This is a genomic window from Pseudomonas sp. 22526 (genome assembly GCF_052044735.1).
GTDB lineage: Bacteria > Pseudomonadota > Gammaproteobacteria > Pseudomonadales > Pseudomonadaceae > Aquipseudomonas > Aquipseudomonas piscium.
Genome location: NZ_JBQENK010000004.1, coordinates 303,937 through 328,820, shown reverse-complemented (window position 1 = coordinate 328,820; position 24,884 = coordinate 303,937). Strand labels below are relative to the sequence as shown.

Below are 24,884 nucleotides of genomic sequence, written 5' to 3'. Positions count from 1 at the left end.
CCCGCGATGACGGCCGAACAGACAACAGCGATGTTGAGGTGAAACATGTACAACTGGATCAGCGCCCTCGCCGACCTGCAAACCCGCGGTGAACCCTGTGTGCTGGTGACCATCATCGAAGAGCTGGGTTCGACGCCACGCAATGCCGGCTCGAAGATGGTCATCAGCGCCACCCAGAGTTTCGACACCATCGGCGGCGGCCACCTGGAATACAAGGCCATGCAGATCGCCCGCGAGATGCTCACCAGCGGCAAGCAGGATACCCATCTGGAGCGCTTCAGCCTCGGCGCCAGCCTCGGCCAGTGCTGCGGCGGCGTGACGGTATTGCTGTTCGAGCCCATGGGCCAGGTCCAGGCGCAGATCGCGGTCTTCGGCGCCGGCCATGTCGGCCGCGCCCTGGTGCCGCTGCTGGCCAGCCTGCCGTGCAAGGTGCGCTGGATCGATTCGCGGGAACAGGAGTTCCCCGAACAGATCCCCCAGGGCGTGCGCAAGATCGTCAGCGAAGAGCCCCTCGATGAAATCGACGACCTGCCCGCCGGCAGCTACTGCATCGTCATGACCCATAATCACCAGCTCGATCTGGAGCTCACCGCCGCGATCCTCAAGCGCAACGACTTCGCCTACTTCGGCCTGATCGGCTCGAAGACCAAGCGGGTGAAGTTCGAACACCGCCTGCGCGAGCGCGGCTTCGACAACAGCCTGCTGCAACGCATGCGTTGCCCGATGGGGCTGGGCGAAGTCAAAGGCAAGCTGCCTGTGGAAATCGCCATCTCCATCGCCGGCGAAATCATCGCCACCTATAACGCCAATTTCGGCCAGCACAGCGTCCGCGCCGAACCCATTGCCAAGCTGCTGCCGGCCTCGCGCCGCAGCCATGCCGCCCATTAAAAAGCCACGAACCGAGACTGCCTCATGCCTCTGACTCGCAAAGCCTACCGTGCCGCCATCCTGCACAGCATCGCCGACCCCGCCGAGGTCGGCATCGAAGCCTCCTACGAGTATTTCGAGGATGGCCTGCTGGTGGTCGACAACGGCCAGATCAGCGCCCTCGGCCATGCCAGCGAATTGCTCGCCAGCCTGCCCGCCGACATTGAGATCACTCACTACAAGGATGCGCTGATCACCCCAGGCTTTATCGACACCCATATCCACCTGCCGCAGACCGGCATGGTCGGCGCCTACGGCGAGCAGTTGCTGGACTGGCTCAACACCTACACCTTCCCTTGCGAAAGCCAGTTCGCCGACCAGGCCCATGCCGAGGAAGTGGCAAAGATTTTCATCAAGGAGCTGCTGCGCAACGGCACCACCACCGCCCTGGTCTTCGGCAGCGTGCATCCGCAATCGGTGAATGCCTTTTTCGCAGCGGCCGAGAAGCTCGACCTGCGGATGATCGCCGGCAAGGTGATGATGGACCGCAACGCCCCCGACTACCTGACCGACACCGCCGAATCCAGCTACCTGGAAAGCAAGGCGCTGATAGAACGCTGGCATGGCAAGGGCCGCCTGCACTACGCAGTGACGCCGCGTTTCGCCCCGACCAGCACCCCGGAACAACTGACCCTCGCCGGGCAACTGCTCGGTGAATACCCCGACCTGTACATGCAGACCCACATCAGCGAGAACCTGCAGGAAGTCGAATGGGTCAAGGAGCTGTTCCCGGAACGTAAGGGCTACCTGGATGTGTACGACCACTACCAGTTGCTGGGTGAGCGCTCGGTGTTCGCCCACGGCGTGCACCTGTGCGACGACGAATGCGCGCGCCTGGCGCAGACCGGTTCGGCCGTGGCCTTCTGCCCGACCTCGAACCTGTTTCTCGGCAGCGGCCTGTTCAATCTGCCGATGGCCGAGAAGCACAAGTTGAATGTCGGCCTGGGTACCGACGTCGGCGGTGGCACCAGCTTCTCGCTGCTGCAGACCCTGAACGAAGCCTACAAGGTCATGCAGCTGCAGGGCGCGCGCCTGAGCCCGTTCAAGTCGCTGTACCTGGCCACCCTCGGCGGCGCCCGCGCGCTGCGCCTGGAAGAGCGGATCGGTACCCTGCAACCGGGCACCGACGCCGACTTCCTGGTGCTCGACTACAACGCCACGCCGCTGCTGAGCTATCGCCTGAAACAGTCCAAGAGCATCGCCGAGACGCTGTTCGTCCTGATGACCCTGGGCGACGACCGCACCGTGGCGCAGACCTATGCCGCGGGCAATCTGGTGCACCAGCGCTAATCCCGGAAACGAAAAATCCCCCGCCTCAGATTCTGGGGCGGGGGATTTTTTTACCTGCTGTAAACCCTGTAGGAGCGAGCTTGCTCGCGAAAAGATCGCCAATGATGACGCGTCTTGGTAGACAGGTCGCCGCTTCGCGGCTATCGCGAGCAAGCTCGCTCCTACAGAGAGATGGCGTTACAACTTGGCGGGAGAACGGCCCGGCTTCTTGGTTTGCAGCAGGTGCGAGAACACCGCATGCAGGTCGTCCGAGGCGCTTTCTTCGTCGAGGTTGAGCTTGCTGTCGATGTGATCCATGTGATGCATCATCAGGGTCACCGCCAGCTCCGCGTCGCGGGCCTCGATGGCGTCGATCAACTGGGTGTGCTCATCGTAGGAACAGTGCGAGCGGTTGCCGCTTTCGTACTGGGCGATGATCAGCGACGTCTGCGACACCAGGCTGCGCTGGAAGCTGATCAGCGGGGCATTCTTCGCCGCTTCGGCAAGTTTCAGGTGGAACTCGCCCGACAGGCGGATACCGGCGCCGCGATCGCCACGGGAGAAGCTGTCGCGCTCGTCGTTGACCATCTGCCGCAGCTCGGCGAGCTGCTCGGCCGTGGCGTGCTGCACCGCCAGTTCGGTGATCGCCCGCTCCACCAGCCGGCGCGCCATGAACACCTGGCGGGCTTCCTCGACGCTCGGGCTGGCCACTACCGCGCCGCGATTGGGCCGCAGCAGCACCACGCCTTCATGGGCCAGGCGCGACAGCGCACGACGAATGATGGTACGGCTGACCCCGAAAATTTCCCCCAGCGCCTCTTCGCTCAACTTGGTGCCGGGCGCCAGGCGCTGTTCGAGGATGGCCTCGAAGATATGCGCGTAGACAATATCGTCCTGGGTCCCGCTGCGACCGGCCTTGCCTGCTCGCGGTTGTTTCTTGAGGGGTTGCAACTGTTCGTTCATGGGCACTCGAGTCGGGAGAACTGCGGCGAATTGACCGTGACTGTAATACGGCACAGTGGGTCGCTGACAAGTATCGCGTAAAAACAATGGCACATTGTACACAACCCATAGGGTTTATTCGCAATAACTCTATGGTCCACGGGCTGTGACAACGACTGTACGGCCATTTGCCGCCCTGGCTGTATTGCAATGAATAGTTACTTTTACGTTTAGGCTTGGCCCCTGCTTTCGCCAGCCAACGCCCCTGCGCCGGGCTTTCGGGTGGCAGATATCTTCATCAGAACAAGGAACAGTGCTCCATGTCCGACGCCTCCCTCGCGCCGTTACGCCCCCTGGCCGACACTTCGCCCTCGGCCGTAGTCGCCGGCTTCATCGCCATGATGACCGGCTACACCAGCTCCCTGGTGCTGATGTTCCAGGCCGGACAAGCCGCGGGGCTGACCAGCGGGCAGATTTCCTCCTGGATCTGGGCCATCTCCATCGGCATGGCCATCTGCAGCATCGGCCTGTCCTTGCGCTACCGCACTCCGATCACCGTCGCCTGGTCGACCCCCGGCGCCGCGCTGCTGATCACCAGCCTGTCCGGGGTGAGCTACGGCGAAGCCATCGGCGCCTATATCACCTGCGCGGTGCTGGTGACCATCTGCGGCCTGACCGGCAGCTTCGAACGCCTGGTCAAGCGCATCCCGGCCTCCCTCGCCGCGGCGCTGCTGGCGGGCATCCTGTTCAAGATCGGCAGCGAGATCTTCGTCGCGGCGCAGCACCGCACCGGCCTGGTGCTGGGCATGTTCTTCAGCTATTTGCTGGTCAAGCGCCTGTCGCCACGCTACGCGGTGCTCGCCGCGCTGCTGATCGGCACCGCGCTGGCCGGAGTCATGGGCCTGCTGGACTTCAGCGAGTTCCACCTGGAAGTCGCCACACCGGTGTGGACCACCCCGCACTTCTCCCTGGCAGCGACCATCAGCATCGGCATCCCGCTGTTCGTGGTGGCCATGACCTCGCAGAACATGCCCGGGGTCGCGGTGCTGCGCGCCGACGGTTACAACGTGCCGGCCTCGCCACTGGTCACCACCACCGGTATCGCCTCCCTGCTGCTGGCGCCATTCGGTTCCCACGGCATCAACCTGGCAGCCATCAGCGCAGCGATCTGCACCGGCCCCCATGCCCACGAGGACCGCAACAAGCGCTACACCGCGGCGGTCTGGTGCGGGATTTTCTACGGCATCGCCGGGATCTTCGGCGCCACCCTGGCGGCCTTGTTCGCGGCACTGCCCAAGGAGCTGGTGCTGTCGATCGCCGCCCTGGCGCTGTTCGGCTCGATCATCAACGGCCTGAGCATCGCCATGAGCCAGGTGAAGGAACGCGAGGCGGCACTGATCACCTTTATGGTGACCGCCTCGGGCCTGACCCTGTTTTCCGTCGGCTCGGCATTCTGGGGAATAGTGGCCGGCGTGCTGACCCTGGTGATCCTGAACTGGAACAACGAGTAAGCCTGTAGCCGCTGCCGCAGGCTGCGATAAGCCCGAAGGGCTTCAGCGATCTTGAGACCTTGCGCGCCCTTCGGTCGCGATCGCAGCCTGCGGCAGCGGCTACACGCCCACGCGAAATCCCGGGAAACAGGCCCGAGGCATTTAAAGGTTCTGTGGGGGGAATAAATAGAGGAAGGCTGTACAGCGACAGCCGTGAGTCGGCAGCCCGGACGGGCCACCGACTCAGTACATCAGGCTACCGAATTGATCGAGTTTTCCGGGTACCAGACGTCCAGCAGCGGGCTGACTTCTACGCTGGTCAGCTCGGTGCGGGCCTTGAGCCAGGCTTCGACCTTGGCACGTTGCTCTTCGCTGACCGAACCGCGTTTGCTCAGGCAAACCAGGCCGAAGTCATCGCCACCAACATAGCCGAGGCCGTTGGCTTCCATCGCTTCTTTCAGGAACGCGTCGAGGAAAGCGTCAATAGCCTCTTCGGCCAGATCTTCTTTGAAATCCAGGTTCAGCTCAAAACCCAGCTCCTGAAATTCATCTACGCACAGTTTTTTGCGCAGACGGCGGGAACGGTTAGTGGCCATGGAACAATCCTCATAAGTAATAACGGGCGGCACTTTACCAGTTTAAGCAACCGATTGCCTGACTCTATGAGGGCCTTGGCCTGCCATTGGGAAAAAAATAGCGGATTAGCCCGCTACGGCACGGCACAAGCCGCTATACCTTGGGGCATAATGCCGACACTTTCGTGACCACTGAGGGAATTTATCGTCATGCCCTCGTCTTTTTTCCCCTCGGCTGTAGGGTTTTACTTCACATGATCAAATCTTTGCGTCCACTTTTTCTTGCCGGTCTTCTTCTGCCCCTGGCCATTTCCGTTTCCGCCGCCCCCGTCAACACCACCCTTTCACCCAAGGTTCAACAGGCCCTCAAGGCCAGCAAACTGCAAGACAACGCCCTGTCGCTGGTGATGATTCCGCTCAACGGCCCGGGCACGGCCACCGTTTACAACGCCGACGTGTCGGTCAACCCGGCCTCCACCATGAAACTGGTCACCACCTACGCCGCCCTGGAAATGCTCGGCCCGACCCACCAGTGGAAAACCGAGTTCTACACCGACGGCACCCTGAGCGGCGGCATCCTCAACGGCAACCTGTACCTCAAGGGCGGCGGCGACCCCAAGCTGAACATGGAAAAACTCTGGTTGCTGATGCGCGACCTGCGGGCCAATGGCGTGCAGCAAGTGACCGGCGACCTGGTGCTGGACCGCAACTTCTTCGTGCAACCGCAACTGCCGCAGTTCAACGACGACGGCAATGACGAGAACAAGCCGTTCCTGGTCAAGCCCGACTCGCTGCTGGTCAACCTCAAGGCCCTGCGCTTCGTGGCGCGCAACGACTCGGGCAAGGTGCTGATTTCCGTCGAACCGCCGATTGCCAGCATTCGCATCGACAATCAGGTCAAGGCCATCGGTGGCAAGCAGTGCACCGGCAACGTTCGCTACAACCCGGTCCCGCAGGCGGACGGCGGCGTGACCGTAACCGTCAACGGCCAGTTGGGCGACGGCTGCAGCTCGCAGACCTACCTGTCGCTGCTCGACCACGCGACCTACACCGCCGGCGCCGTGCGCGCCATCTGGAAGGAACTGGGCGGCAGCATCCAGGGCAAGGACCGCCTGGCCGCCGTTCCATCCAGCGCCAAGGTGCTGGCCCGGGCCTTCTCGCCGGACCTGGCGGAGATCATCCGCGACATCAACAAATACAGTAACAACACCATGGCCCAGCAGCTGTTCCTCAGCCTCGGCGCGCAATACCGCACCGACGCCGATGGCGACGATGCCAAGGCGGCGCAGAGAGTAATACGTCAGTGGCTGGCCAAGAAAGGCATCACCGCGCCGCATCTGGTGATGGAGAACGGTTCGGGTCTGTCCCGTGCCGAACGGGTCAGCGCCCGGGAAATGGCTTCCATGCTGCAAGCGGCCTGGAGAAGCCCGTACTCGGCGGAGTTCATCAGCTCGATGCCGATCGCCGGCATGGACGGCACCATGCGCAAGCGCCTCAAGCGCACCGCGATGTCCGGTGAAGCCCACGTGAAGACCGGGACCCTCAACACCGTGCGCGCCATCGCCGGCTACAGCCGCGACAGCAACGGCAACACCTGGGCCGTGGTGGCGATCCTCAACGATCCGAAGCCCTGGGGCGCCTCCTCGGTACTCGATCAGGTACTGCTGGATCTGTATCGCCAGCCGAAACTGGCAGACACCGCCTCGACCCTGTAAGCCGTCACTCGCAGGTGGCGCGGCAACCCCGCGCCACCTCGCTCCTCTGCCCTCTCCCGCCTCACGCCATCTCGGCCTCGACCCGGTCGCGCCCTGCCTGCTTGGCCGCATAGACCCCGGAATCCGCCCGCAGCAACAGCCCGTCGGCCCCTTCGTGCTCCCGCCAGCTGGCGATGCCGAAACTGGCCGTGACAACGCCCACGCCATCGATCGGCGAGCTACGTAGCCCGCGCCACAGCTCCTCGGCCAGGACATAGGCCTGTTGGCCATCGGTGTCCGGGCACAGCACCATGAACTCTTCGCCGCCCAGCCGGCAAAACACATCCGTGCGCCGCAGACGAAGGCTGATGCGCTCACAGACACCGCGCAGCACCATGTCGCCGATGGCATGCCCATGCTGGTCGTTGATCCGCTTGAAGTGGTCGATATCCAGCATGATCACCGCCAGATTGCCCACCCCGCGCTCGACCCGCGCCATTTCGGTCTGCAGGCGCTCCTGGAAATAGCGGCGGTTGTGAATGCCGGTCAGTGAGTCGGTGACCGACAGGGCCCGCAACTCTTCCTCGACCCGCTTGAGGTCGGAGATGTCCGACAGATAGCCATGCCACAGCACCCCACCCCCAGCCAGCCTTTCCGGGGTCGCCTCGCCGCGCACCCAGCGCAGGCCGCGTTGCGGCAGCTGCACCCGGTATTCCTCGCGCCAGGGGCTGAGTCTCTTCGCCGACGTCCAGATCGAGGTGCGCACCCTGGCCACATCGCCGGGGTGAATACGCTCGAACACCGGCTCGGCATCCAGCTGCAGCTGTTGCGGCTCGATCTCGTAAATGTCGCGGATGCCGTCACTGACGTAAGGGAAACTGGCATGACCCTGGGCATCCACCTGGAACTGGTAGATACCGCCAGGCACATGGGCACTGAGTTTTTTCAGCAGGCGATCGCGGGCCGCCAGCGCTTCATGGACCCGCTTGCGTTCGGTGATGTCGATGCAGACGGCCAGGTGCCCGACCCATAGCCCGTGATCGTCCAATACCGGAGTGGCCAGCATGTTCACCACCAGATGGCTGCCATCCTGGCGCACCAAGGTCCACTCGCGGGTTTCATCGCCACTTTCTTCGGAACCGTCCACCAGCATCGCCTGGCACATCGGAATCTGCCGGCCATAACGCTGGCTGAGCGCCTGCGCGCGCGCATTCAGTTCCTCAGGCAGATGCAGGCTTTCCAGGGTCAGATGGCCCACGACCTCGGCATTCTTATAGCCGAGCATGCGTTCGGCCCCGGCATTGAAGGTGCTGATCACGCCGCGCAGGTCCGTGGCGATGATCGCCACCTGGGTCGCCGCATTGAGCACGCTGCGCAGTTGCCCATGGGTGCCGCGCAGTTCCTGCTCCCTGACCCGCAGTTCCTCGGTGCGCTGTTCCACCAACCGCAGCGCGCGCTGCCGCTGGCTGACCAGCACATACAGCAAGGCACTGAGCAACAGGCTGAGCAGCGTGCCCAGGACCACCTGGCTGGAGATCGAAGAATGGTTGGCCTGGAGAAACAGCTCGCTGGGGCGGATGTTCACCTGGTAATCATGGTCGGCCAGGCTCAGCACCCGGCTCACCGCCAGCGGGCTGTCCCCCGGGCCGTTGCTCGACTCATAGAGCTTGCCGTACGACTCGGCGGTCGACAGGTCGATGATCTGCATGAACAGGTTGTCGTGACTCTGCTCGGGCAGACCATCCACCACCAGTTGGCGCATGCTGATCACCGCGATCACATAGCCGTAAGGCTCGGGGGGCGACATGGCCACATCGGCGCGCAGGCTGACGGGGCTCGCGAGGAGGATGCCGCGCGCATAGGAAGGCTCGACCCCCACCAAACGCACCGGCTGCGAAACCGCCACGCCACCGCGCAGCCGCGCCCGCTCGAGGGTCTCGCGGCGCATCGGCTGGGCCAGCAGGTCGAACCCCAGGGGCGAGCCCAGCGGGCTTTGGGTCTGGCTGTAGAGAACCGGTATGTACTCATCGCGCTCGGCAGCTCGCTGCAGCTTGCCCTCGGCATCCAGGTCGGCAATGAAATAATCCGGCGCCCCCTGTTCCTGCGCCATGCGCTCGAACGACGCCCGCTCGGCACCGCTGACGCGCGGCGCCCAGGCGTAGGCCTGGGTGCGATGCAAGAGAGGTTGGGCGTAGCCGTCGAAGTCCTGGCGCGAGACCGCGCCGGAATTGATGAAGAAGCGCTTGAGACCATCCAGGCGCTGCTCCTGATCTTCGAAGCGTTCTTCGATGCGGCTGTAACGTTCGCTGGCCAGCAGCTGGAAGCGTTGGCGCAACTGCTGCTGATACAGATTGAGGGTCGACCAGGCCAGCAGCCCGGTCAATACACAGCCAAACAGCAATACCAGTAACGCGACCAGCCAGGCCGACACGTCTTCGCTGATGAAGCCCAAGATTTTCGGGCGTACCGAGTGCAACGACATAAGCAAAACTCATAACGCCAGCGAACATGAGCGTCACATGGGCTTGCATTGAGTTATAGCTATTAGCCACTAATTTGGCTAGAGCAAAGAGCCTTGAAAATCAAGGCTCTGTGGATCCAATCAAGTTTCAGCGGGCAGTGATTTTCCAGGCCCGGTGGATCTTGCCGTTACGGGCAAAATCCGGGTCGATGGTCTTGGCGGTGATCTCCTCGACGGTGTAACGCGCCGCCAGGTTTTCCTCGAGCTGGAACTTGCGGAAGTTGTTGGAGAAATACAGCACGCCACCGCTGGCCAACCGGGCCATGGCCAGGTCGAGCAGTTGCACGTGGTCACGCTGCACGTCGAACACCCCTTCCATGCGCTTGGAGTTGGAGAAGGTCGGCGGGTCGATGAAGATCAGGTCGAACTCATCGCGGCAGGTCTCCAGCCAGGCCATGACATCGCCCTGCTCCAGACGGTTCTTGTCGGAGAAACCGTTGAGCGACAGGTTGCGCCGCGCCCAGTCCAGGTAGGTTTTCGACAGGTCGACGCTGGTGGTGCTGCGCGCCCCGCCCTTGGCCGCGTGCACACTGGCGGTGGCGGTGTAGCAGAACAGGTTGAGGAAACGCTTGCCAGCGGCTTCTTTCTGAATCCGCAGGCGCATCGGCCGATGATCGAGGAACAGCCCGGTATCGAGATAGTCGGTGAGGTTGACCAGCAGCTTCACGCCGCCTTCGCTGACCTCGGTGAACTTGCCCTGGGCGCTCTGGCGTTCGTACTGCTTGGTGCCGCTCTGGCGCTCGCGACGCTTGATCACCACCCGGCTCTTGTCGACGTTCAACGCTTGGGGAATGGCTGCCAGGGCATCGAACAGACGGGCCTGGGCCTTTTCCGGGTCGATGGATTTCGGCGCGGCGTATTCCTGCACGTGCACCCAGTCGTGGTACAGGTCGATGGCCAGGGAGTATTCCGGCATGTCGGCATCGTAGACGCGATAGCACTCGACGCCTTCGCGTTTGGCCCACTTGCCCAGCAACTTGAGATTCTTCTGCAGGCGGTTGGCGAACATCTGCCCGCCTTCGCTCAGGCGTGCCTGCTCGACCACAGGGGCTGGCGCCGGCGCCGGTTTGATCGGGTTGCCGTTCTTGTTGTACTGGCGCTCCTGCGGAACCAGCGGCGCCTGGTCGGCCTCGGCCTGTTCACGCTCGATCTGCCGCTGCTCCGGGGTACGGCGCTCGCCGGTGACGAACTGATCCGGCTGCACCTTGATCAGCAGCAGCTTGCACGGCAAGGCGCCGTTCCAGAACGAATACTGCTTGTGGCTGCGGATGCCCATGCGCTTGCCCAGGTCCGGCGCGCCGGTGAACACCGCCGCTTCCCAGCCCAGGCAGGCCTGACGCAGGCGTTCGCCCAGGTTCTGGTAGAGATACAGCAGGCTGGCTTCGTCACCCAGGCGCTCGCCGTAGGGCGGGTTGCTGATCACCAGGCCTTTCTGGTTCTGGTCCGGGCGCGGCTCGAAGGTCGCCACTTCGCCCTGATAGATCTTGATCCACTCACTGAGGCCGGCGCGCTCGACGTTGTTGCGCCCTGGCTGGATCAGCCGTGGGTCGGCTTCATAACCACGAATCCACAGTGGCGGCTTGGCCAGGCCGGCCTGGGCTCGTGCCTGGGCTTCTTCGTGGAGCTTGCGCCACAGGGCCGGGACATGACCGAGCCAGGCGGTGAAGCCCCATTGCTCGCGCTTGAGGTTGGGGGCGATGTCGGCGGCGATCATCGCTGCCTCGACCAGGAAGGTCCCCACGCCGCACATCGGGTCGGCCAGGGCACCGCCATTGGCCGCGATGCGTGGCCAGCCGGAACGGATCAGGATCGCCGCCGCGAGGTTTTCCTTCAGCGGCGCCGCGCCCTGCTGCAGGCGATAGCCGCGCTGGTGCAGGCTGTGGCCGGACAGGTCGAGGGAGAGGATGGCTTCGCCGCGATCCAGGCGCAGGTGAATGCGCAGGTCCGGGTTGAGCTTGTCGATGGAGGGACGCTCGCCGGTCGGCATGCGCAGCCGGTCGACGATGGCATCCTTGACCTTCAAGGCGCCGAAGTGGGTGTTGTCGATGCCCGAGCCATGGCCGCTGAACTCCACCGCCAGGGTGCCGTCCGCCAGCATGTGGTCCTGCCAGTCGACGTCATGCACGCCGTGATAGAGGTCTTCGGCGTCCTTCATCGGGAAGCGTTTGAGCACCAGCAATACCCGGTTGGCCAGACGCGACCAGAGGCACAGACGGTAGGCGGTCTCCATGTCGGCCATGCCGCGCACGGCCGAGGTATGTTCGCGCGCGTCTTCAAGGCCAAGCCCGGCGGCTTCCTCGATGAGCAGGCCTTCAAGGCCTTTGGGACAGGTGAGGAAGAGTTCGTAGCGATCCGACATGGGAGTTCAGGGCCTTTAGCAATAAGTGAACGGACAACGCATCGTCCGCCCGGTTTTCAATCAAGCGCTTTTCTTGAAGAGCGCTCGCGTGGCACGAATCTGTGCCGTCCCGCCCCTGCTGTTCAGCTCGCCGCTAGCGGTGACCACTGGGGTCAAAAGAGCTTAGATGCCGGGGCAGATAATAAAGTCAGCGAAACAAAAGGTCATAACTCGACCTTTCATCGAATAATACCTGAGTGCAACGGGATGGAATTCTCACTAAAGCATTAAGCCCATCATCCAGTAAGAGGCTGATCAGAGCGAGGTTTGCCTGATTGCCCCGATGAAAAACAGGCCGTTCTTATGGCCTCAACATCATTATCGTTACGTCCTTATGACAAAACGATCATTCCCACGCTGTGGCGCATTGGTTAGAAATCAACTCAGGTTGGCGCCGCAATGACGCCAACGCCACGCTCGCGACGCCGGCAGCGAGCACCAACGGCAGAAGCATTCTGCCCGGCCTCAAACGAGGTCGACGGGACATAAGACAGTCAACAAGTGAGGGAAACACCCTATGAGAAGACTTAAGCGTGATCCGTTGGAAAGAGCATTTTTGCGCGGATATCAGTATGGCGTTCATGGCAAGTCCCGTGAGCTTTGCCCATTTACTCTACCGTCGGTACGCCAAGCCTGGATCAATGGCTGGCGCGAAGGACGCGGCGACAACTGGGACGGTATGACCGGCACTGCGGGAATCCACAGACTCAACGAACTTCACGCCGTCGGCTAAAACAGGGCACACACTCCGACACCAAAATCTGAATACGTAACGACTTAACCACGCACGTCCCATCCGGACGGCGGGCTGCGGCCCAGGGGCTCCTTTCAGGAGCCCTTTTTATTGGCCGCGCAAAAAACTCAGCGCAACGCCGCGATCGCGTCCACCGACTCGCGAATCAGCGCCGGGCCCTTGTAGATGAAGCCCGAATACAACTGCACCAGGCTGGCGCCGGCGGCAATCTTTTCCGCCGCATGCTTGCCTTCGGTGATACCGCCCACCGCGATGATCGGCAAACGCCCGGCCAACTCGCCCGCCAGCACCTTCACGGTGTGGGTGCTCTTGTCGCGCACCGGCGCGCCGGACAGGCCGCCCGCCTCATCGCCATGCTCCATGCCTTCGACGCCAACGCGGCTCAGGGTGGTGTTGGTGGCGATGACCGCGTCCATCCCGGTCTCGATCAGGGCTTGCGCCACTTCGGCGGTTTCTTCGTCGGTCATGTCCGGGGCGATCTTGATCGCCAGCGGCACCCGCTTGCCATGCTGCACCGCCAGCTCCTGCTGACGCTGGCTGAGGGCGCCGAGCAGCTGCTTGAGCGACTCGCCGAACTGCAGGCTGCGCAGGCCCGGGGTGTTGGGCGAACTGACGTTGACCGTCACGTAGCTGGCGTGGGCATACACCTTGTCCAGGCAGATCAGGTAGTCATCCACCGCGCGCTCGACCGGGGTGTCGAAGTTCTTGCCAATGTTGATCCCCAGCACGCCCTTGTACTTGGCGGCCGCCACCCGGGCCAGCAAGTGATCGACGCCCAGGTTGTTGAAGCCCATGCGGTTGATGATCGCTTCGGCTTCCGGCAGGCGGAAGATCCGTGGCTTGGGGTTGCCCGGCTGCGGACGCGGGGTGATGGTGCCGATTTCGACGAAACCGAAACCCAATTGGGCAAAACCGTCGATGGCCGCACCGTTCTTGTCCAGGCCGGCCGCGAGGCCGACCGGGTTCGGGAAGTCCAGGCCCATGACCTTCACCGGCATCTGCGCCGGCGCCTTGCACAGCAAGCCATTGAGGCCCAAACGCCCGCCCGCGCCGATCAGGTCCAGGGACAGATCGTGGGAGGTTTCCGGGGAGAGTTTGAACAACAGCTGGCGGGCCAGGGTATACATGGGCGGGCTTGACTCGGTGGCGGCGAAATGAGGCGGCGATTATAGCCGGGCATGGGGCTCGCAGGCGAGGCACGCGGCGAAATCAGCGGTGAATGGCATATGCCTTGCACCGCAACCTGCATCAGCACCCAGGCCAATGGCGGCGTGGGTCGAAAGACAAAGGCGTCGTTACCCCGCCGGCTCTGCCTGGCGCGCGGGTGCGACGTTTTTTTATGCAAGCTTTTATGGACGGTGCTACCCCATGAACGAACTCCCCGTCAGCCCGCTGGCCTGGGTCAACGGCAGCGATGCCCCGGAAAAGACCGCGATCAACTTAGGCTTCATGGCCTTGAGCGACTGCGCCTCGGTGGTGGTCGCCGCCACCCAGGGCTTCGCCCAGCCTTACGGCCTGACCCTGAACCTCAAGCGCCAGGCGTCCTGGGCCAACCTGCGGGACAAGCTGGTGAGCGGCGAGCTGGATGCCGCCCACAGCCTGTACGGCCTGATCTACGCCGTGCACCTGGGCATCGGTGGGGTCAACACCAGCGACATGGCGGTGCTGATGGGCCTGAACCAGAACGGCCAGAGCATCAACCTCTCGCGGGAACTGCAGGCCCTGAACGTGACCAGTCCTGAAGCGCTTCACCTGCACGTGCACCAAAGCCGGGCAAGGCTGACCTTCGCCCAGACCTTCCCCACCGGCACCCACGCCATGTGGCTGTATTACTGGCTGGCCGCCCAGGGCATCCACCCGTTGCAGGACGTCGACAGCGTGGTGGTGCCGCCGCCGCAAATGGTCGCGCACCTACAGGCCGGGCGCATCGACGGCTTTTGCGTGGGCGAGCCCTGGAGCGCCAGCGCGGTGAACCAGAACCTGGGTTTCACCCTGGCCACCAGCCAGGCGATCTGGCCCGACCACCCGGAAAAAGTCCTCGGCTGCACTCGCGCCTTCGTCGAGCAGTACCCGAACACTGCGCGGGCGCTGGTCATGGCGATTCTCGAGGCCAGCCGTTTCATCGAGCAGAGCCGCGAGAACCGCCAGAGCACCGCGCAACTGTTGAGCGCCAGCGAGTATCTCGATGCGCCGCTGGACTGCATCGAGCCGCGCCTGCTCGGCGAGTATGCCGATGGCCTCGGCAGCCGCTGGCAGGACCCGCACGCGCTACGCTTTCATAATGAAGGCGCGGTCAACCTGCCGTATCTGTCCGACGGCATGTGGTTCATGACCCAGTTCCGCCGCTGGGGCTTGCTGCGCGAAGACCCGGACTACCTGGGCATCGCGCGCCAGGTGCAGCAACTCGAACTCTATCGTGAAGCCGCCACCGCCGTCGGTGTCGCGTCCTGGGGCCAGGACATGCGCAGCAGCCAGTTGATCGACGGCAAGCTGTGGGACGGTTCGGACCCGGCGGCCTATGCCCGCAGCTTCCAGCTGCACGCCATGAGCGACAGCTCCCCTCTTCTCGCCAGCCGCTGACAGGAGCCCGAGACCATGTTGCGTATCCTGCTGATCAACGACACCGCCAAGAAGGTCGGTCGGCTCAAGGCGGCCCTGATGGAAGCCGGTTTCGAGGTGATCGACGAGTCGGGCCTGACCATCGACCTGCCGACGCGCGTCGAAACAGTGCGTCCGGACGTGATCCTGATCGATACCGAGTCACCGAGCCGCGATGTGATGGAGCAAGTGGTGCTGGTCAGCCGCGACCAGCCACGGCCGATCGTGATGTTCACCGACGAGCACGACCCCGACGTGATGCGCCACGCCATCAAGTCCGGGGTCAGTGCCTACATAGTCGAAGGCATCCAGGCCCAGCGCCTGCAACCCATTCTCGATGTGGCCATGGCCCGCTTCGAGAGCGACCAGGCTTTGCGCGCGCAGCTGCAGGCCCGCGACCAGCAACTGGCCGAGCGCAAGCGCATCGAGCTGGCCAAGGGCCTGCTGATGAAGATGAAAGACTGCAACGAAGAACAGGCCTACACCCTGATGCGCCGCCAGGCCATGAGCCGGCAGCAGAAGCTGATCCAGGTGGCGGAGCAGATCATTGCCATGAGCGAGTTGCTGGGCTGAAAGCTCGCGGTGCTGGTGCGGGCCCTATCGCGGGCAAGCCTCGCTCCTANCGATAGGGACACAGCCACTCCAACTCTTGGCACAGATCTGGCTATGTAATCGACACAGGTAACCAACGGCGGTTGCCCCACCTACGACAAAGACGTCGCACACCCTTCTCGCCCTGGCGATGCGGGTTGCGGCGTTTTTTCGTTTTGGCCCCACAGCCCGGGGCCGGTGGAGCGGCCGTAATGGCGCCCCACGCAAAAGCTCATGACTCCTTTCGAGATTCTTAACAGCTGAGGTGCGCGATGAATTCAAGCTTCTGGAAATCCGGCCACACCCCGACATTGTTCGCGGCCTTCCTCTATTTCGACCTGAGCTTCATGGTCTGGTACCTGCTCGGCCCGCTGGCCGTGCAAATCGCCGCCGACCTGCAACTGACCACCCAGCAGCGCGGGCTGATGGTGGCCACGCCTATCCTGGCCGGCGCCGTGTTGCGCTTCGCCATGGGCCTGCTGGCCGATCGTCTGTCGCCCAAGACCGCCGGGCTGATCGGCCAGGTGATTGTCATCGGTGCGCTGTTCTGCGCCTGGAAGCTGGGCATCCACAGCTATGAACAGGCCCTGCTGCTGGGGCTGTTCCTGGGCATGGCCGGCGCCTCCTTCGCCGTGGCCCTGCCGCTGGCTTCGCAATGGTATCCGCCACAGCACCAGGGCAAGGCGATGGGCATCGCCGGGGCCGGCAACTCCGGCACGGTATTCGCGGCCCTGTTCGCGCCTTTGCTGGCCGGCGCCTTTGGCTGGAGCAACGTGTTCGGCTTCGCCCTGATCCCGCTGGCCCTGACCCTGGTGCTGTTCGCCTGGCTGGCCAAGAACGCCCCGGAACGGCCCAAGGCCAAATCCATGGCCGACTACTTCAAGGCCCTGGGCGACCGCGACAGCTGGTGGTTCATGTTCTTCTACAGCGTGACCTTCGGCGGCTTCATCGGCCTGGCCAGCGCCCTGCCCGGCTACTTCAACGACCAGTACGGCCTGAGCCCGGTCACCGCCGGCTACTACACCGCCGCCTGCGTGTTCGGTGGCAGCCTGATGCGGCCGCTGGGCGGTGCGCTGGCCGATCGCTTCGGCGGCATTCGCACCCTGCTGGTGATGTACAGCGTCGCGGCGGTGTGCATCGCCGCGGTCGGTTTCAACCTGCCAAGCTCCTACGCGGCCCTGGCCCTGTTCGTGTGCACCATGCTCGGCCTGGGTGCGGGCAACGGCGCGGTGTTCCAGCTGGTGCCACAGCGTTTCCGCCGCGAGATCGGGGTGATGACCGGGCTGATCGGCATGGCCGGCGGCATCGGTGGTTTTGCCCTCGCCGCGGGCATGGGCGCAATCAAGCAAAGCACTGGCAGCTATCAGTTGGCGCTGTGGCTGTTCGCCAGCCTGGGCATACTGGCCTGGTTCGGCCTGCACGGGGTGAAACGCCGCTGGCGGACCACCTGGGGTTCGGCCGCTGTCACCGCGGCGCGGGTCTGAGCCGTCCATGAGCCTGCGACTGAGCCACGCCCAAGCCAGCGCCATCGGGCCGCGCGCGGAAAACCAGGATGCCCTGCGCCTGGTCACCCCGGCGCCGGCCCTGGCCGCCAGCAAGGGCCTGCTGTTCGCCATCGCCGACGGCGTCAGCCAATGCGCCGACGGCGGTCTGGCCGCGCGCTCGACCTTGCAGGCGCTGGCGCTGGACTACTACGCCACCCCGGAAACCTGGGCCGTGGCCCAGGCCCTGGAACGCCTGCTACTGGCACAGAACCGCTGGCTGCAGGCCAACGGCGGCGGCCAGCCGCTGCTGACCACCGTCAGTGCCCTGGTGCTGCGCGGCCGGCGCTTTACCCTGGCCCATGTCGGCGATTGCCGGGTCTATCGCTGGCACGCCGATCAACTGCAACGCATCAGCGACGATCACGTCTGGGACCAGCCCGGCATGCAGCACGTGCTCAAGCGTGCCCTGGGCCTGGACCAACACCTGGTGGTGGACTTCCTCGATGGCGAGCTGCGGGAAAACGAAAGTTTCCTGATGCTCAGCGACGGCGTCTGGGCCACCCTGGGCGATACCGCCATCGCCGCGATCCTGCGCGACCAGCCCGACCTCGACAGCGCGGTGCAGACCCTGGTCAGCGCCGCGCACCTGGCCGGCAGCCAGGACAATGCCAGCGCCCTGCTGGTGCGGGTCGAGGCCCTGGGCGAAAGCTCCATCGGCGATGCCCTGATTCACTTGCAGCAATGGCCGCTGCCGCCAGCCCTCAAGCCGGGACAGCACTTCGAAGGCTGGCAGGTCGCCGAGGTGGTCGGGCAAAGCCAGCAATCCCTGCTGTACCGCGTGCTCGATGCGCAACAACAACCCTGGCTGCTGAAAACCCTGCCCGGTCATCTGCACGACGATCACCAGGCCGGGCAATCGTTGCTGTCAGAGGAATGGTTCCTGCGTCGGGTGGCCGGCCGGCACTTTCCCGAAGTGCATGCCGCGACCGCCCGCCAGCATCTGTATTACGTGATGCGCGAATACCCGGGGCAGACCCTGGCCGATTATCTGCAACAGCATGGCCCCTTGCCGCTGGCGCAGTGGCAGGACCTGGCCGAGCGTCTGTTGCGGGCCGTGGGCCTGCTGCACCGCCGGCAGATCCTGCATCGCGACATCAAGCCGGACAACCTGCTGCTCGGCGACGACGGCGAGCTGCGCCTGCTGGACTTCGGCCTGGCCTATTGTCCCGGCCTGTCCGAGGACCAGGCGCATCTGTTGCCCGGTACCCCGAGCTATATCGCCCCAGAGGCTTTCAACGGCGTGGCGCCGACACCGCGACAGGATCTGTACGCAGTGGGCGTGACCCTCTATCACTTGCTGACCGGGCACTTTCCCTACGGCGAAATCGAAGCCTTCCAGCGCCCGCGCTTCACCACCCCGGTCAGCGCCAGCCGCTATCGCCCGGACCTGCCGGACTGGCTCGAACAAAGCCTGGAACGCGCGGTACAGGCCGATCCGGCACAGCGCTATGAAACCGCCGAAGAGTGGTTGCTGGTGCTGGAACAGGGCGAACGCCACAGCCTCAGCGTGCGCCCCAGGCCGCTGCTGGAACGCGAGCCCTTGAAGGTCTGGCGCACCCTGGCACTGGTCTCACTGCTGCTCAACCTGCTGTTGCTGTACCTGTTCCTGCATCACTGATAGCGCCTATAACCCTATAACCCTATAACCCTGTAGCCGCTGTCGAGCGGCAGCGAGGCTGCGCTCGACCGCGTAGCGGGCGCCAAGCCAGACGACCGTCCAGGTCAGGCACACCGAGCTGCCAGGTTTACGGGGCTGCGCCCCGATCGCAGCCTCGCCGGGGCTCGGCAGCGGCTACAGGTTGCTCCAGAAACGGGCAAGGCGCTTTGAATCGGTGCAGTTTTTCCCCTTATCACCTGCGCAAGCCGCGCCAACCCCGCTAAAACCGCGATTCGCGGAACTTGGCACAACCACTGCATTAACTCTCCCAACAGCACATACGACCCGGCCTTCAACGACGAAGGATGGGTTTTCCCGAGAGAACGGGACCGGACAAAGGCGTCCTGCCAGGCAACTGGCGGGACGCCTTTTTTGTTTGCGCAACCTTTATCGAGCCAGGCCCGGCATGCCCGACGGCCTGTCTACGCGGAGAGCGAAATGAAGAAACTCAAACTGGTGATGATCGGCAACGGCATGGCCGGGGTACGCACTCTGGAAGAGCTGCTCAAGCTGAGCAATGAGTTGTACGACATCACGGTCTTCGGCGCGGAACCCCACACCAACTACAACCGCATCCTGCTCTCCCCGGTACTGGCCGGCGAACAGACCTTCGAAGAGATCGTGCTCAACGACCTGAGCTGGTACCTGGACAACAACATCAAGCTGCTGCTCAACCGCAAGGTGGTGGAGATCGACCGGGTCAAGCGCCGGGTGATCGCCGCAGACGGCAGCGAAGCCGAGTACGACCGCCTGCTGATCGCCACCGGCTCGACCCCGTTCATCCTGCCGATTCCCGGCAACGACCTGCAGGGCGTGATCGGCTACCGCGATATCGCCGACACCCAGGCGATGATCGACACCGCCAAGACCCACAAGCACGCGGTGGTCATCGGCGGCGGCCTGCTCGGCCTGGAAGCCGCCAACGGCCTGATGCTGCGCGGCATGGACGTGACCGTGGTGCACATCGGCGAATGGCTGCTGGAGCGCCAGCTGGACAAGACCAGCGGCCAGCTGCTGCAAACCGCCCTGGAAAGCCGTGGCCTGAAATTCCGCCTGAGCGAACAGACCCAGGCCCTGCACGACGCGGGCAATGGCCGGGTCGGCTCGGTGCAGTTCAAGAACGGCGACATCATCCCCGCCGACCTGGTGGTGATGGCCGCAGGCATCCGGCCCAATACCGAGCTGGCGGAAAAAGCCGGCCTGCCCTGCAGCCGCGGGATCCTGGTCAACGACACCCTGCAGACCTACGACCCGCGCATCTATGCCATCGGCGAATGCGCCAGCCACCGCGGTATCGCCTACGGCCTGGTGGCGCCGCTGTTCGAACAGGCCAAGGTCTGCGCCAACCACCTGGCGCAACTGGGCTTCGCCCGCTACCAGGGTTCGGTGACCTCGACCAAGTTGAAAGTCACCGGCATCGACCTGTTCTCCGCCGGCGACTTCATGGGCGGCGAAGGCACCGAGACCATCACCCTCTCCGACCCCATCGGCGGCGTGTACAAGAAGCTGGTGATCAAGGACGACGTCCTGGTCGGCGCCTGCCTGTACGGCGACACCGCCGACGGTGGCTGGTACTTCCGGCAGATCCGCGAGAACCACGCCATCGGCGAGATCCGCGACCACCTGATGTTCGGCGAGAACGCCCTGGGCGACGTCGGCCACCAGGGCCAGGACAAGGCCATGAGCATGGCCGACACTGCCGAAGTCTGCGGCTGCAACGGCGTGTGCAAGGGCACCATCGTCAAGGCGATCCAGGAGCATGGCCTGTTCAGCGTCGACGAGGTCAAGAAACACACCAAGGCCGCCAGTTCCTGTGGTTCCTGTGCCGGCCTGGTGGAACAGATCCTGATCAACACCGTGGGCGGTGCGGCCGACGTCAAGCCGAAAAGCGAAAAGGCCATCTGCGGCTGCAGCGACCTCAACCACGGGCAGATCCGCCAGGCGATCCGCGAACAGCACCTGCTGACCATCGCCAGCACCATGAGCTACCTGAACTGGCGCACGCCCAACGGCTGCGCTACTTGCCGCCCGGCGCTGAACTACTACCTGATTTCCACCTGGCCGGGCGAAGCCAAGGACGATCCGCAATCGCGGCTGATCAACGAACGGGCCCACGCCAATATCCAGAAAGACGGCACCTATTCGGTGGTGCCGCGGATGTGGGGTGGCGTCACCACGCCTTCCGAACTGCGGCGCATCGCCGACGTGGCGGACAAGTACCAGGTGCCGATGGTCAAGGTCACCGGCGGCCAGCGCATCGACCTGTTGGGCATCAAGAAGCAGGACTTGCCCGGGGTCTGGAAGGACCTGGACATGCCCTCCGGCCATGCCTACGGCAAGTCCATCCGCACCGTGAAAACCTGCGTTGGCAGCGAGTTCTGCCGCTTCGGCACGCAGAACTCCACCCAACTGGGCATCGAGCTGGAGCATGACCTGTTCAACATGTGGTCGCCGCACAAGGTCAAGCTGGCGGTCTCCGGCTGCCCGCGCAACTGCGCCGAGGCCGGGATCAAGGACGTCGGCATCATCGGCGTCGACTCGGGCTGGGAGATGTACATCGGCGGCAATGGCGGGATCAAGACCGAGGTCGCGGAGTTCTTCGTCAAGCTGAAAACCGCCGACGAGGTGCGCGAATACAACGGCGCCTTCCTGCAGCTGTACCGCGAGGAAGCCTTCTACCTGGAGCGCACCGTGCACTACCTGCAACGGGTCGGCATGGCGCACATCAAGCAGGCCATCATCGAAGACCCAGAGCGGCGCAAGGCGCTCAACGAACGCCTGCAATTCTCTCTGTCCTTCGAACAGGACCCGTGGAAGGAGCGCCTGGAACAGCCGCTGCTGAAAAAGGAGTTCGAGCCGATCCGCGTCAAGCAACTGGAGGTGCAGCCATGAACTGGCTGGATATCTGCGCCCTGGACGAGATCAATGCCCTGGGCTCGCGCATCGTCAACGGCCCCAAGGGCGACATCGCGATCTTTCGCACCAGCGACGACGAAGTCTTCGCCCTCGACGACCGCTGCCCGCACAAGGGCGGGCCGCTGTCCCAGGGGCTGATCTACGGCAAGAAGGTCGCCTGCCCGCTGCACAACTGGCAGATCGACCTGGAGTCCGGCGAGGCGCAGGCACCGGACATCGGCTGCGCCCATCACCACCTGGCGCGGGTGGAAAACGGCCGCGTGCTGCTGGCCTTGCGGGATGCCGGCTGATGAACCGCCAGACGACCGCCTCGACCTGCTGTTACTGCGGCGTTGGCTGTGGCGTGCTGATCGAGCACGACGGCGAACGCATCCTCGGCGTCAGTGGCGACCCGAGCCACCCGGCCAACCACGGCAAACTGTGCAGCAAGGGCTCCACCCTGCACCTGACCGGCGACCTCGCCGCGCGCGCCCTGTACCCGGAATTGCGCCTGGGCAAGGCCCTGGCCCGCAGCCGCACCGACTGGGACAGCGCCCTGGAGCACGCGGCCAACGTATTTGCCGAAACCATCGCCGAACACGGCCCGGACAGCGTGGCCTTCTATATCTCCGGGCAATTGCTCACCGAGGACTACTACGCCTTCAACAAGCTGGCCCGGGCCCTGGTGGGCACCAACAACATCGACAGCAATTCGCGGCTGTGCATGTCCTCGGCGGTGGTCGGCTACAAGCGCAGCCTGGGCGCCGATGCGCCGCCCTGCAGCTATGAAGACCTCGAACTGAGCGACTGCGTGATGATCGTCGGCAGCAACATGGCCTACGCCCATCCGGTGCTGTTTCGCCGCCTGGAACAGGCCAAACGCCTGCGCCCACAGATGAAAGTAATCGTCATCGACCCGCGGCGCACCGACACCTGCGACCTGGCCGACCTGCACCTGGCGATCCTGCCCGGCACCGATGTCGCGCTGTTCCACGGCATCCTGCATCTGCTGCTGTGGCAGGACTGGATCGACCGCGACTTCATCCAGGCGCATACCGAAGGCCTGGCCGAGCTGAAGAACCTGGTCCACGACTACAGCCCGCATATGGTCGCGCAGCTGTGCGGTATCAGCGTCGAGCAGTTGCGCCAGTGCGCCGAATGGGTCGGCACCTCGCCGAGCTTCCTGTCGCTGTGGTGCATGGGGCTGAACCAGTCCAGCGCCGGCAGCGCGAAAAACAGCGCGCTGATCAACCTGCACCTGGCCACCGGGCAGATCGGTCGCCCCGGGGCTGGCCCTTTCTCCCTCACCGGCCAGCCGAATGCCATGGGCGGCCGGGAAACCGGCAGCCTGTCAAACCTGCTGCCAGGACACCGAGACGCCGCCAACCCGGAGCATCGGGCTGAAGTCGCAGCCTATTGGGGCGTCGAGCAATTGCCGGCCAGCCCCGGCCTGACCGCGATCGAGCTGTTCGAACAGCTTCGTAGCGGCAAGATCAAGGCGCTGTGGATCGCCTGCACCAACCCGGCGCAGTCGCTGCCCGACCAGAACGCGGTGCGAGAGGCCTTGCTGGCCTGCCCGTTCGTGGTCCTGCAGGAAGCCTTCCGCACCACCGAGACCGCGGCCTTTGCCGACCTGCTGCTGCCCGCCGCCAGTTGGGGCGAGAAGGAAGGCAGCGTGACCAACTCGGAACGGCGCATCTCCCATGTGCGCCGCGCCGTGGCCACTCCAGGCGAAGCACGCCCGGACTGGGCCATCACCCTGGACTTCGCCCGGCGCCTGGAACAGCGCCTGCGCCCGCAACAACCCAGCCTGTTCGCCCTGGATACGCCTGCCCAGGTGTTCGATGAATACAAACAGCTGACCCGCGGCCGCGACCTGGATCTTTCCGGCATCAGCCACGCGCTGATCGACCAACTGGGCCCGCAGCAATGGCCCTTCCCCACCGGCGCCGAACAGGGGACGCCGCGGCTGTACGTTGACGGCCGCTTCCCCACCGCCAGCGGACGAGCGCACTTCGTCAGCGACCCGTATCGCGCGGCCAAGGAACAGCGGGATGCGCGTTTCCCCCTGACCCTGATCACCGGCCGCCTGCGGGATCAATGGCATGGCATGAGCCGTACCGGCACCGCGGCCCAGCTGTTCGGGCACGTCAGTGAAGCCGTCCTCAGCCTGCACCCGGACGAACTGCGGCGGCAGAACCTGCAAACGGGTGACCTGGTGTCGCTGAAAAGCCGTCGTGGCAGCGTGATAGTCGCCGTGACGGACGACGACAGCGTGCGCCCGGGCCAGGCTTTTCTGCCGATGCATTGGGGCGATCGTTTCCTCAAGGGTGGTGTCAATGCCGTGACCCAACCGGCGTTCGACCCACTGTCCAAACAGCCGGAACTCAAGCACAGCGGCGTGCGCCTGGAGCCGGTGCAGCTACCGTGGCAGCTGTTCGCCCTGATCGAGGGTGACGTACAGCGGCACTTCGAAGCCCTGCGTCCGCTCTGCGAAAGTTTCGCCTATGTCAGCCTGAGCCTGGCCGGTCGCGAACGCCCGGCCCTGCTGCTGCGGGCGGCCAACACCGAGGCGCCGGCGCCGCAGCTGCTCAAGGACATTGACCAGTTGCTGGGGCTCAACGAAGGCCCGGTACTGGCCTATGACGATCCGCGGCGCTCCATCGGCAAGCGAGTACGCATCGAACAGGGACGGATCACCGCCATTCGCCTGGCCGGCGAAACCCTGGCCCAGCACTGGCTGCAGAACCTGTGGCTGGAAGGCAAGGCCGATGAGCAACTGCGCCGCTGGCTGCTGGCACCGATGAGCGCACCGCCAGGGGCGGCCGGGCTGATCGCCACGAGTGGCAAGACCTTGTGCAACTGCAAGAACGTCAGCCAGAGCGCGGTCTGTGCCGGGATCTCCCGCGGCCTGGACCTCGATGGCCTGAAACAGGAACTGGGCTGCGGCACTCAATGCGGCTCCTGCGTCCCCGAAATCAAACGTCTGCTGGCCAGCTCGGCACAGCCCGTCGCAATCCCCCTGTGAG

17 protein-coding genes are annotated in these 24,884 nt (G+C 64.2%); 12 read left to right on the top strand and 5 right to left on the bottom strand.

Annotated features, from left to right (window positions below; all coding sequences use genetic code 11):
• Positions 1 to 45: 45 nt before the first annotated feature.
• Both xdhC and guaD read left to right on the top strand, forming a co-directional pair.
• Positions 46 to 888 carry a xanthine dehydrogenase accessory protein XdhC gene (xdhC, locus tag ACTJKT_RS08420; protein WP_440786766.1) on the top strand — a complete coding sequence of 281 codons (843 nt, stop codon included), beginning with the start codon at positions 46 to 48 and terminating at the stop codon, positions 886 to 888.
• A 24-nt stretch (positions 889 to 912) separates the two neighbouring features.
• A complete protein-coding gene (gene guaD / locus ACTJKT_RS08415) occupies positions 913 to 2,217 on the top strand; it encodes a guanine deaminase (protein WP_440786765.1) in 1,305 nt (434 codons plus the stop codon).
• 177 nt (positions 2,218 to 2,394) lie between these two features.
• Here guaD and ACTJKT_RS08410 read toward each other — a convergent pair whose 3' ends face one another.
• A complete protein-coding gene (locus ACTJKT_RS08410) occupies positions 2,395 to 3,159 on the bottom strand; it encodes a GntR family transcriptional regulator (RefSeq protein ID WP_007932193.1) in 765 nt (254 codons plus the stop codon).
• 299 nt (positions 3,160 to 3,458) lie between these two features.
• On the opposite strand from ACTJKT_RS08410, the gene ACTJKT_RS08405 reads away from it, so the two are divergent.
• Positions 3,459 to 4,649: a benzoate/H(+) symporter BenE family transporter gene (locus tag ACTJKT_RS08405; protein WP_440786764.1), complete on the top strand. Its 1,191-nt coding sequence runs from the start codon at positions 3,459 to 3,461 to the stop codon at positions 4,647 to 4,649.
• Positions 4,650 to 4,879: 230 nt separating this feature from the next.
• On the opposite strand, the gene ACTJKT_RS08400 is transcribed toward ACTJKT_RS08405, so the two are convergent.
• On the bottom strand, positions 4,880 to 5,224 hold the full coding sequence (locus ACTJKT_RS08400) for a YggL family protein (protein ID WP_440786762.1): 345 nt from the start codon (positions 5,222 to 5,224) through the stop codon (positions 4,880 to 4,882).
• 233 nt (positions 5,225 to 5,457) lie between these two features.
• On the opposite strand from ACTJKT_RS08400, the gene dacB reads away from it, so the two are divergent.
• Complete coding sequence (gene dacB / locus ACTJKT_RS08395; protein ID WP_440786761.1) at positions 5,458 to 6,918, top strand: D-alanyl-D-alanine carboxypeptidase/D-alanyl-D-alanine endopeptidase; 1,461 nt, start codon at positions 5,458 to 5,460, stop codon at positions 6,916 to 6,918.
• 61 nt (positions 6,919 to 6,979) lie between these two features.
• Here the strand turns inward: dacB and ACTJKT_RS08390 are convergent, their stop codons facing one another.
• On the bottom strand, positions 6,980 to 9,379 hold the full coding sequence (locus tag ACTJKT_RS08390; RefSeq protein ID WP_440786760.1) for a sensor domain-containing diguanylate cyclase: 2,400 nt from the start codon (positions 9,377 to 9,379) through the stop codon (positions 6,980 to 6,982).
• A 127-nt stretch (positions 9,380 to 9,506) separates the two neighbouring features.
• A complete protein-coding gene (gene rlmKL, locus ACTJKT_RS08385) occupies positions 9,507 to 11,777 on the bottom strand; it encodes a bifunctional 23S rRNA (guanine(2069)-N(7))-methyltransferase RlmK/23S rRNA (guanine(2445)-N(2))-methyltransferase RlmL (RefSeq protein ID WP_440786759.1) in 2,271 nt (756 codons plus the stop codon).
• 556 nt (positions 11,778 to 12,333) lie between these two features.
• Between rlmKL and rmf the strand changes: the two genes are divergently transcribed.
• Complete coding sequence (gene rmf, locus ACTJKT_RS08380; protein ID WP_002553055.1) at positions 12,334 to 12,549, top strand: ribosome modulation factor; 216 nt, start codon at positions 12,334 to 12,336, stop codon at positions 12,547 to 12,549.
• Between the two features lie 128 nt (positions 12,550 to 12,677).
• Here rmf and ACTJKT_RS08375 read toward each other — a convergent pair whose 3' ends face one another.
• The gene (locus ACTJKT_RS08375) at positions 12,678 to 13,697 is read right to left on the bottom strand and encodes a quinone-dependent dihydroorotate dehydrogenase (RefSeq protein ID WP_009047911.1); all 1,020 of its coding nucleotides are present in this window, start codon (positions 13,695 to 13,697) and stop codon (positions 12,678 to 12,680) included.
• A 241-nt stretch (positions 13,698 to 13,938) separates the two neighbouring features.
• Between ACTJKT_RS08375 and ACTJKT_RS08370 the strand changes: the two genes are divergently transcribed.
• From ACTJKT_RS08370 to ACTJKT_RS08340, 7 genes are all read left to right on the top strand, one after another.
• Positions 13,939 to 15,150 carry a CmpA/NrtA family ABC transporter substrate-binding protein gene (locus ACTJKT_RS08370; protein WP_440786758.1) on the top strand — a complete coding sequence of 404 codons (1,212 nt, stop codon included), beginning with the start codon at positions 13,939 to 13,941 and terminating at the stop codon, positions 15,148 to 15,150.
• Between the two features lie 15 nt (positions 15,151 to 15,165).
• A complete protein-coding gene (locus ACTJKT_RS08365; protein ID WP_007932173.1) occupies positions 15,166 to 15,741 on the top strand; it encodes an ANTAR domain-containing response regulator in 576 nt (191 codons plus the stop codon).
• Between the two features lie 290 nt (positions 15,742 to 16,031).
• Positions 16,032 to 17,243 carry a nitrate/nitrite transporter gene (locus tag ACTJKT_RS08360; protein ID WP_440786757.1) on the top strand — a complete coding sequence of 404 codons (1,212 nt, stop codon included), beginning with the start codon at positions 16,032 to 16,034 and terminating at the stop codon, positions 17,241 to 17,243.
• 7 nt (positions 17,244 to 17,250) lie between these two features.
• Positions 17,251 to 18,921 (top strand): protein kinase domain-containing protein, encoded by a 1,671-nt coding sequence (locus ACTJKT_RS08355; protein ID WP_440786756.1) that lies wholly within the window; start codon positions 17,251 to 17,253, stop codon positions 18,919 to 18,921.
• Between the two features lie 477 nt (positions 18,922 to 19,398).
• Entirely contained in the window at positions 19,399 to 21,852 is a 2,454-nt protein-coding gene (gene nirB / locus ACTJKT_RS08350; protein ID WP_440786755.1) for a nitrite reductase large subunit NirB, read from the top strand.
• Positions 21,849 to 22,166 (top strand): nitrite reductase small subunit NirD, encoded by a 318-nt coding sequence (gene nirD / locus ACTJKT_RS08345; protein WP_009047906.1) that lies wholly within the window; start codon positions 21,849 to 21,851, stop codon positions 22,164 to 22,166. Before nirB ends, nirD begins: the two co-directional genes overlap by 4 nt.
• Positions 22,166 to 24,883 (top strand): nitrate reductase, encoded by a 2,718-nt coding sequence (locus tag ACTJKT_RS08340; protein WP_440786754.1) that lies wholly within the window; start codon positions 22,166 to 22,168, stop codon positions 24,881 to 24,883. Before nirD ends, ACTJKT_RS08340 begins: the two co-directional genes overlap by 1 nt.
• Position 24,884 lies beyond the last annotated feature (1 nt).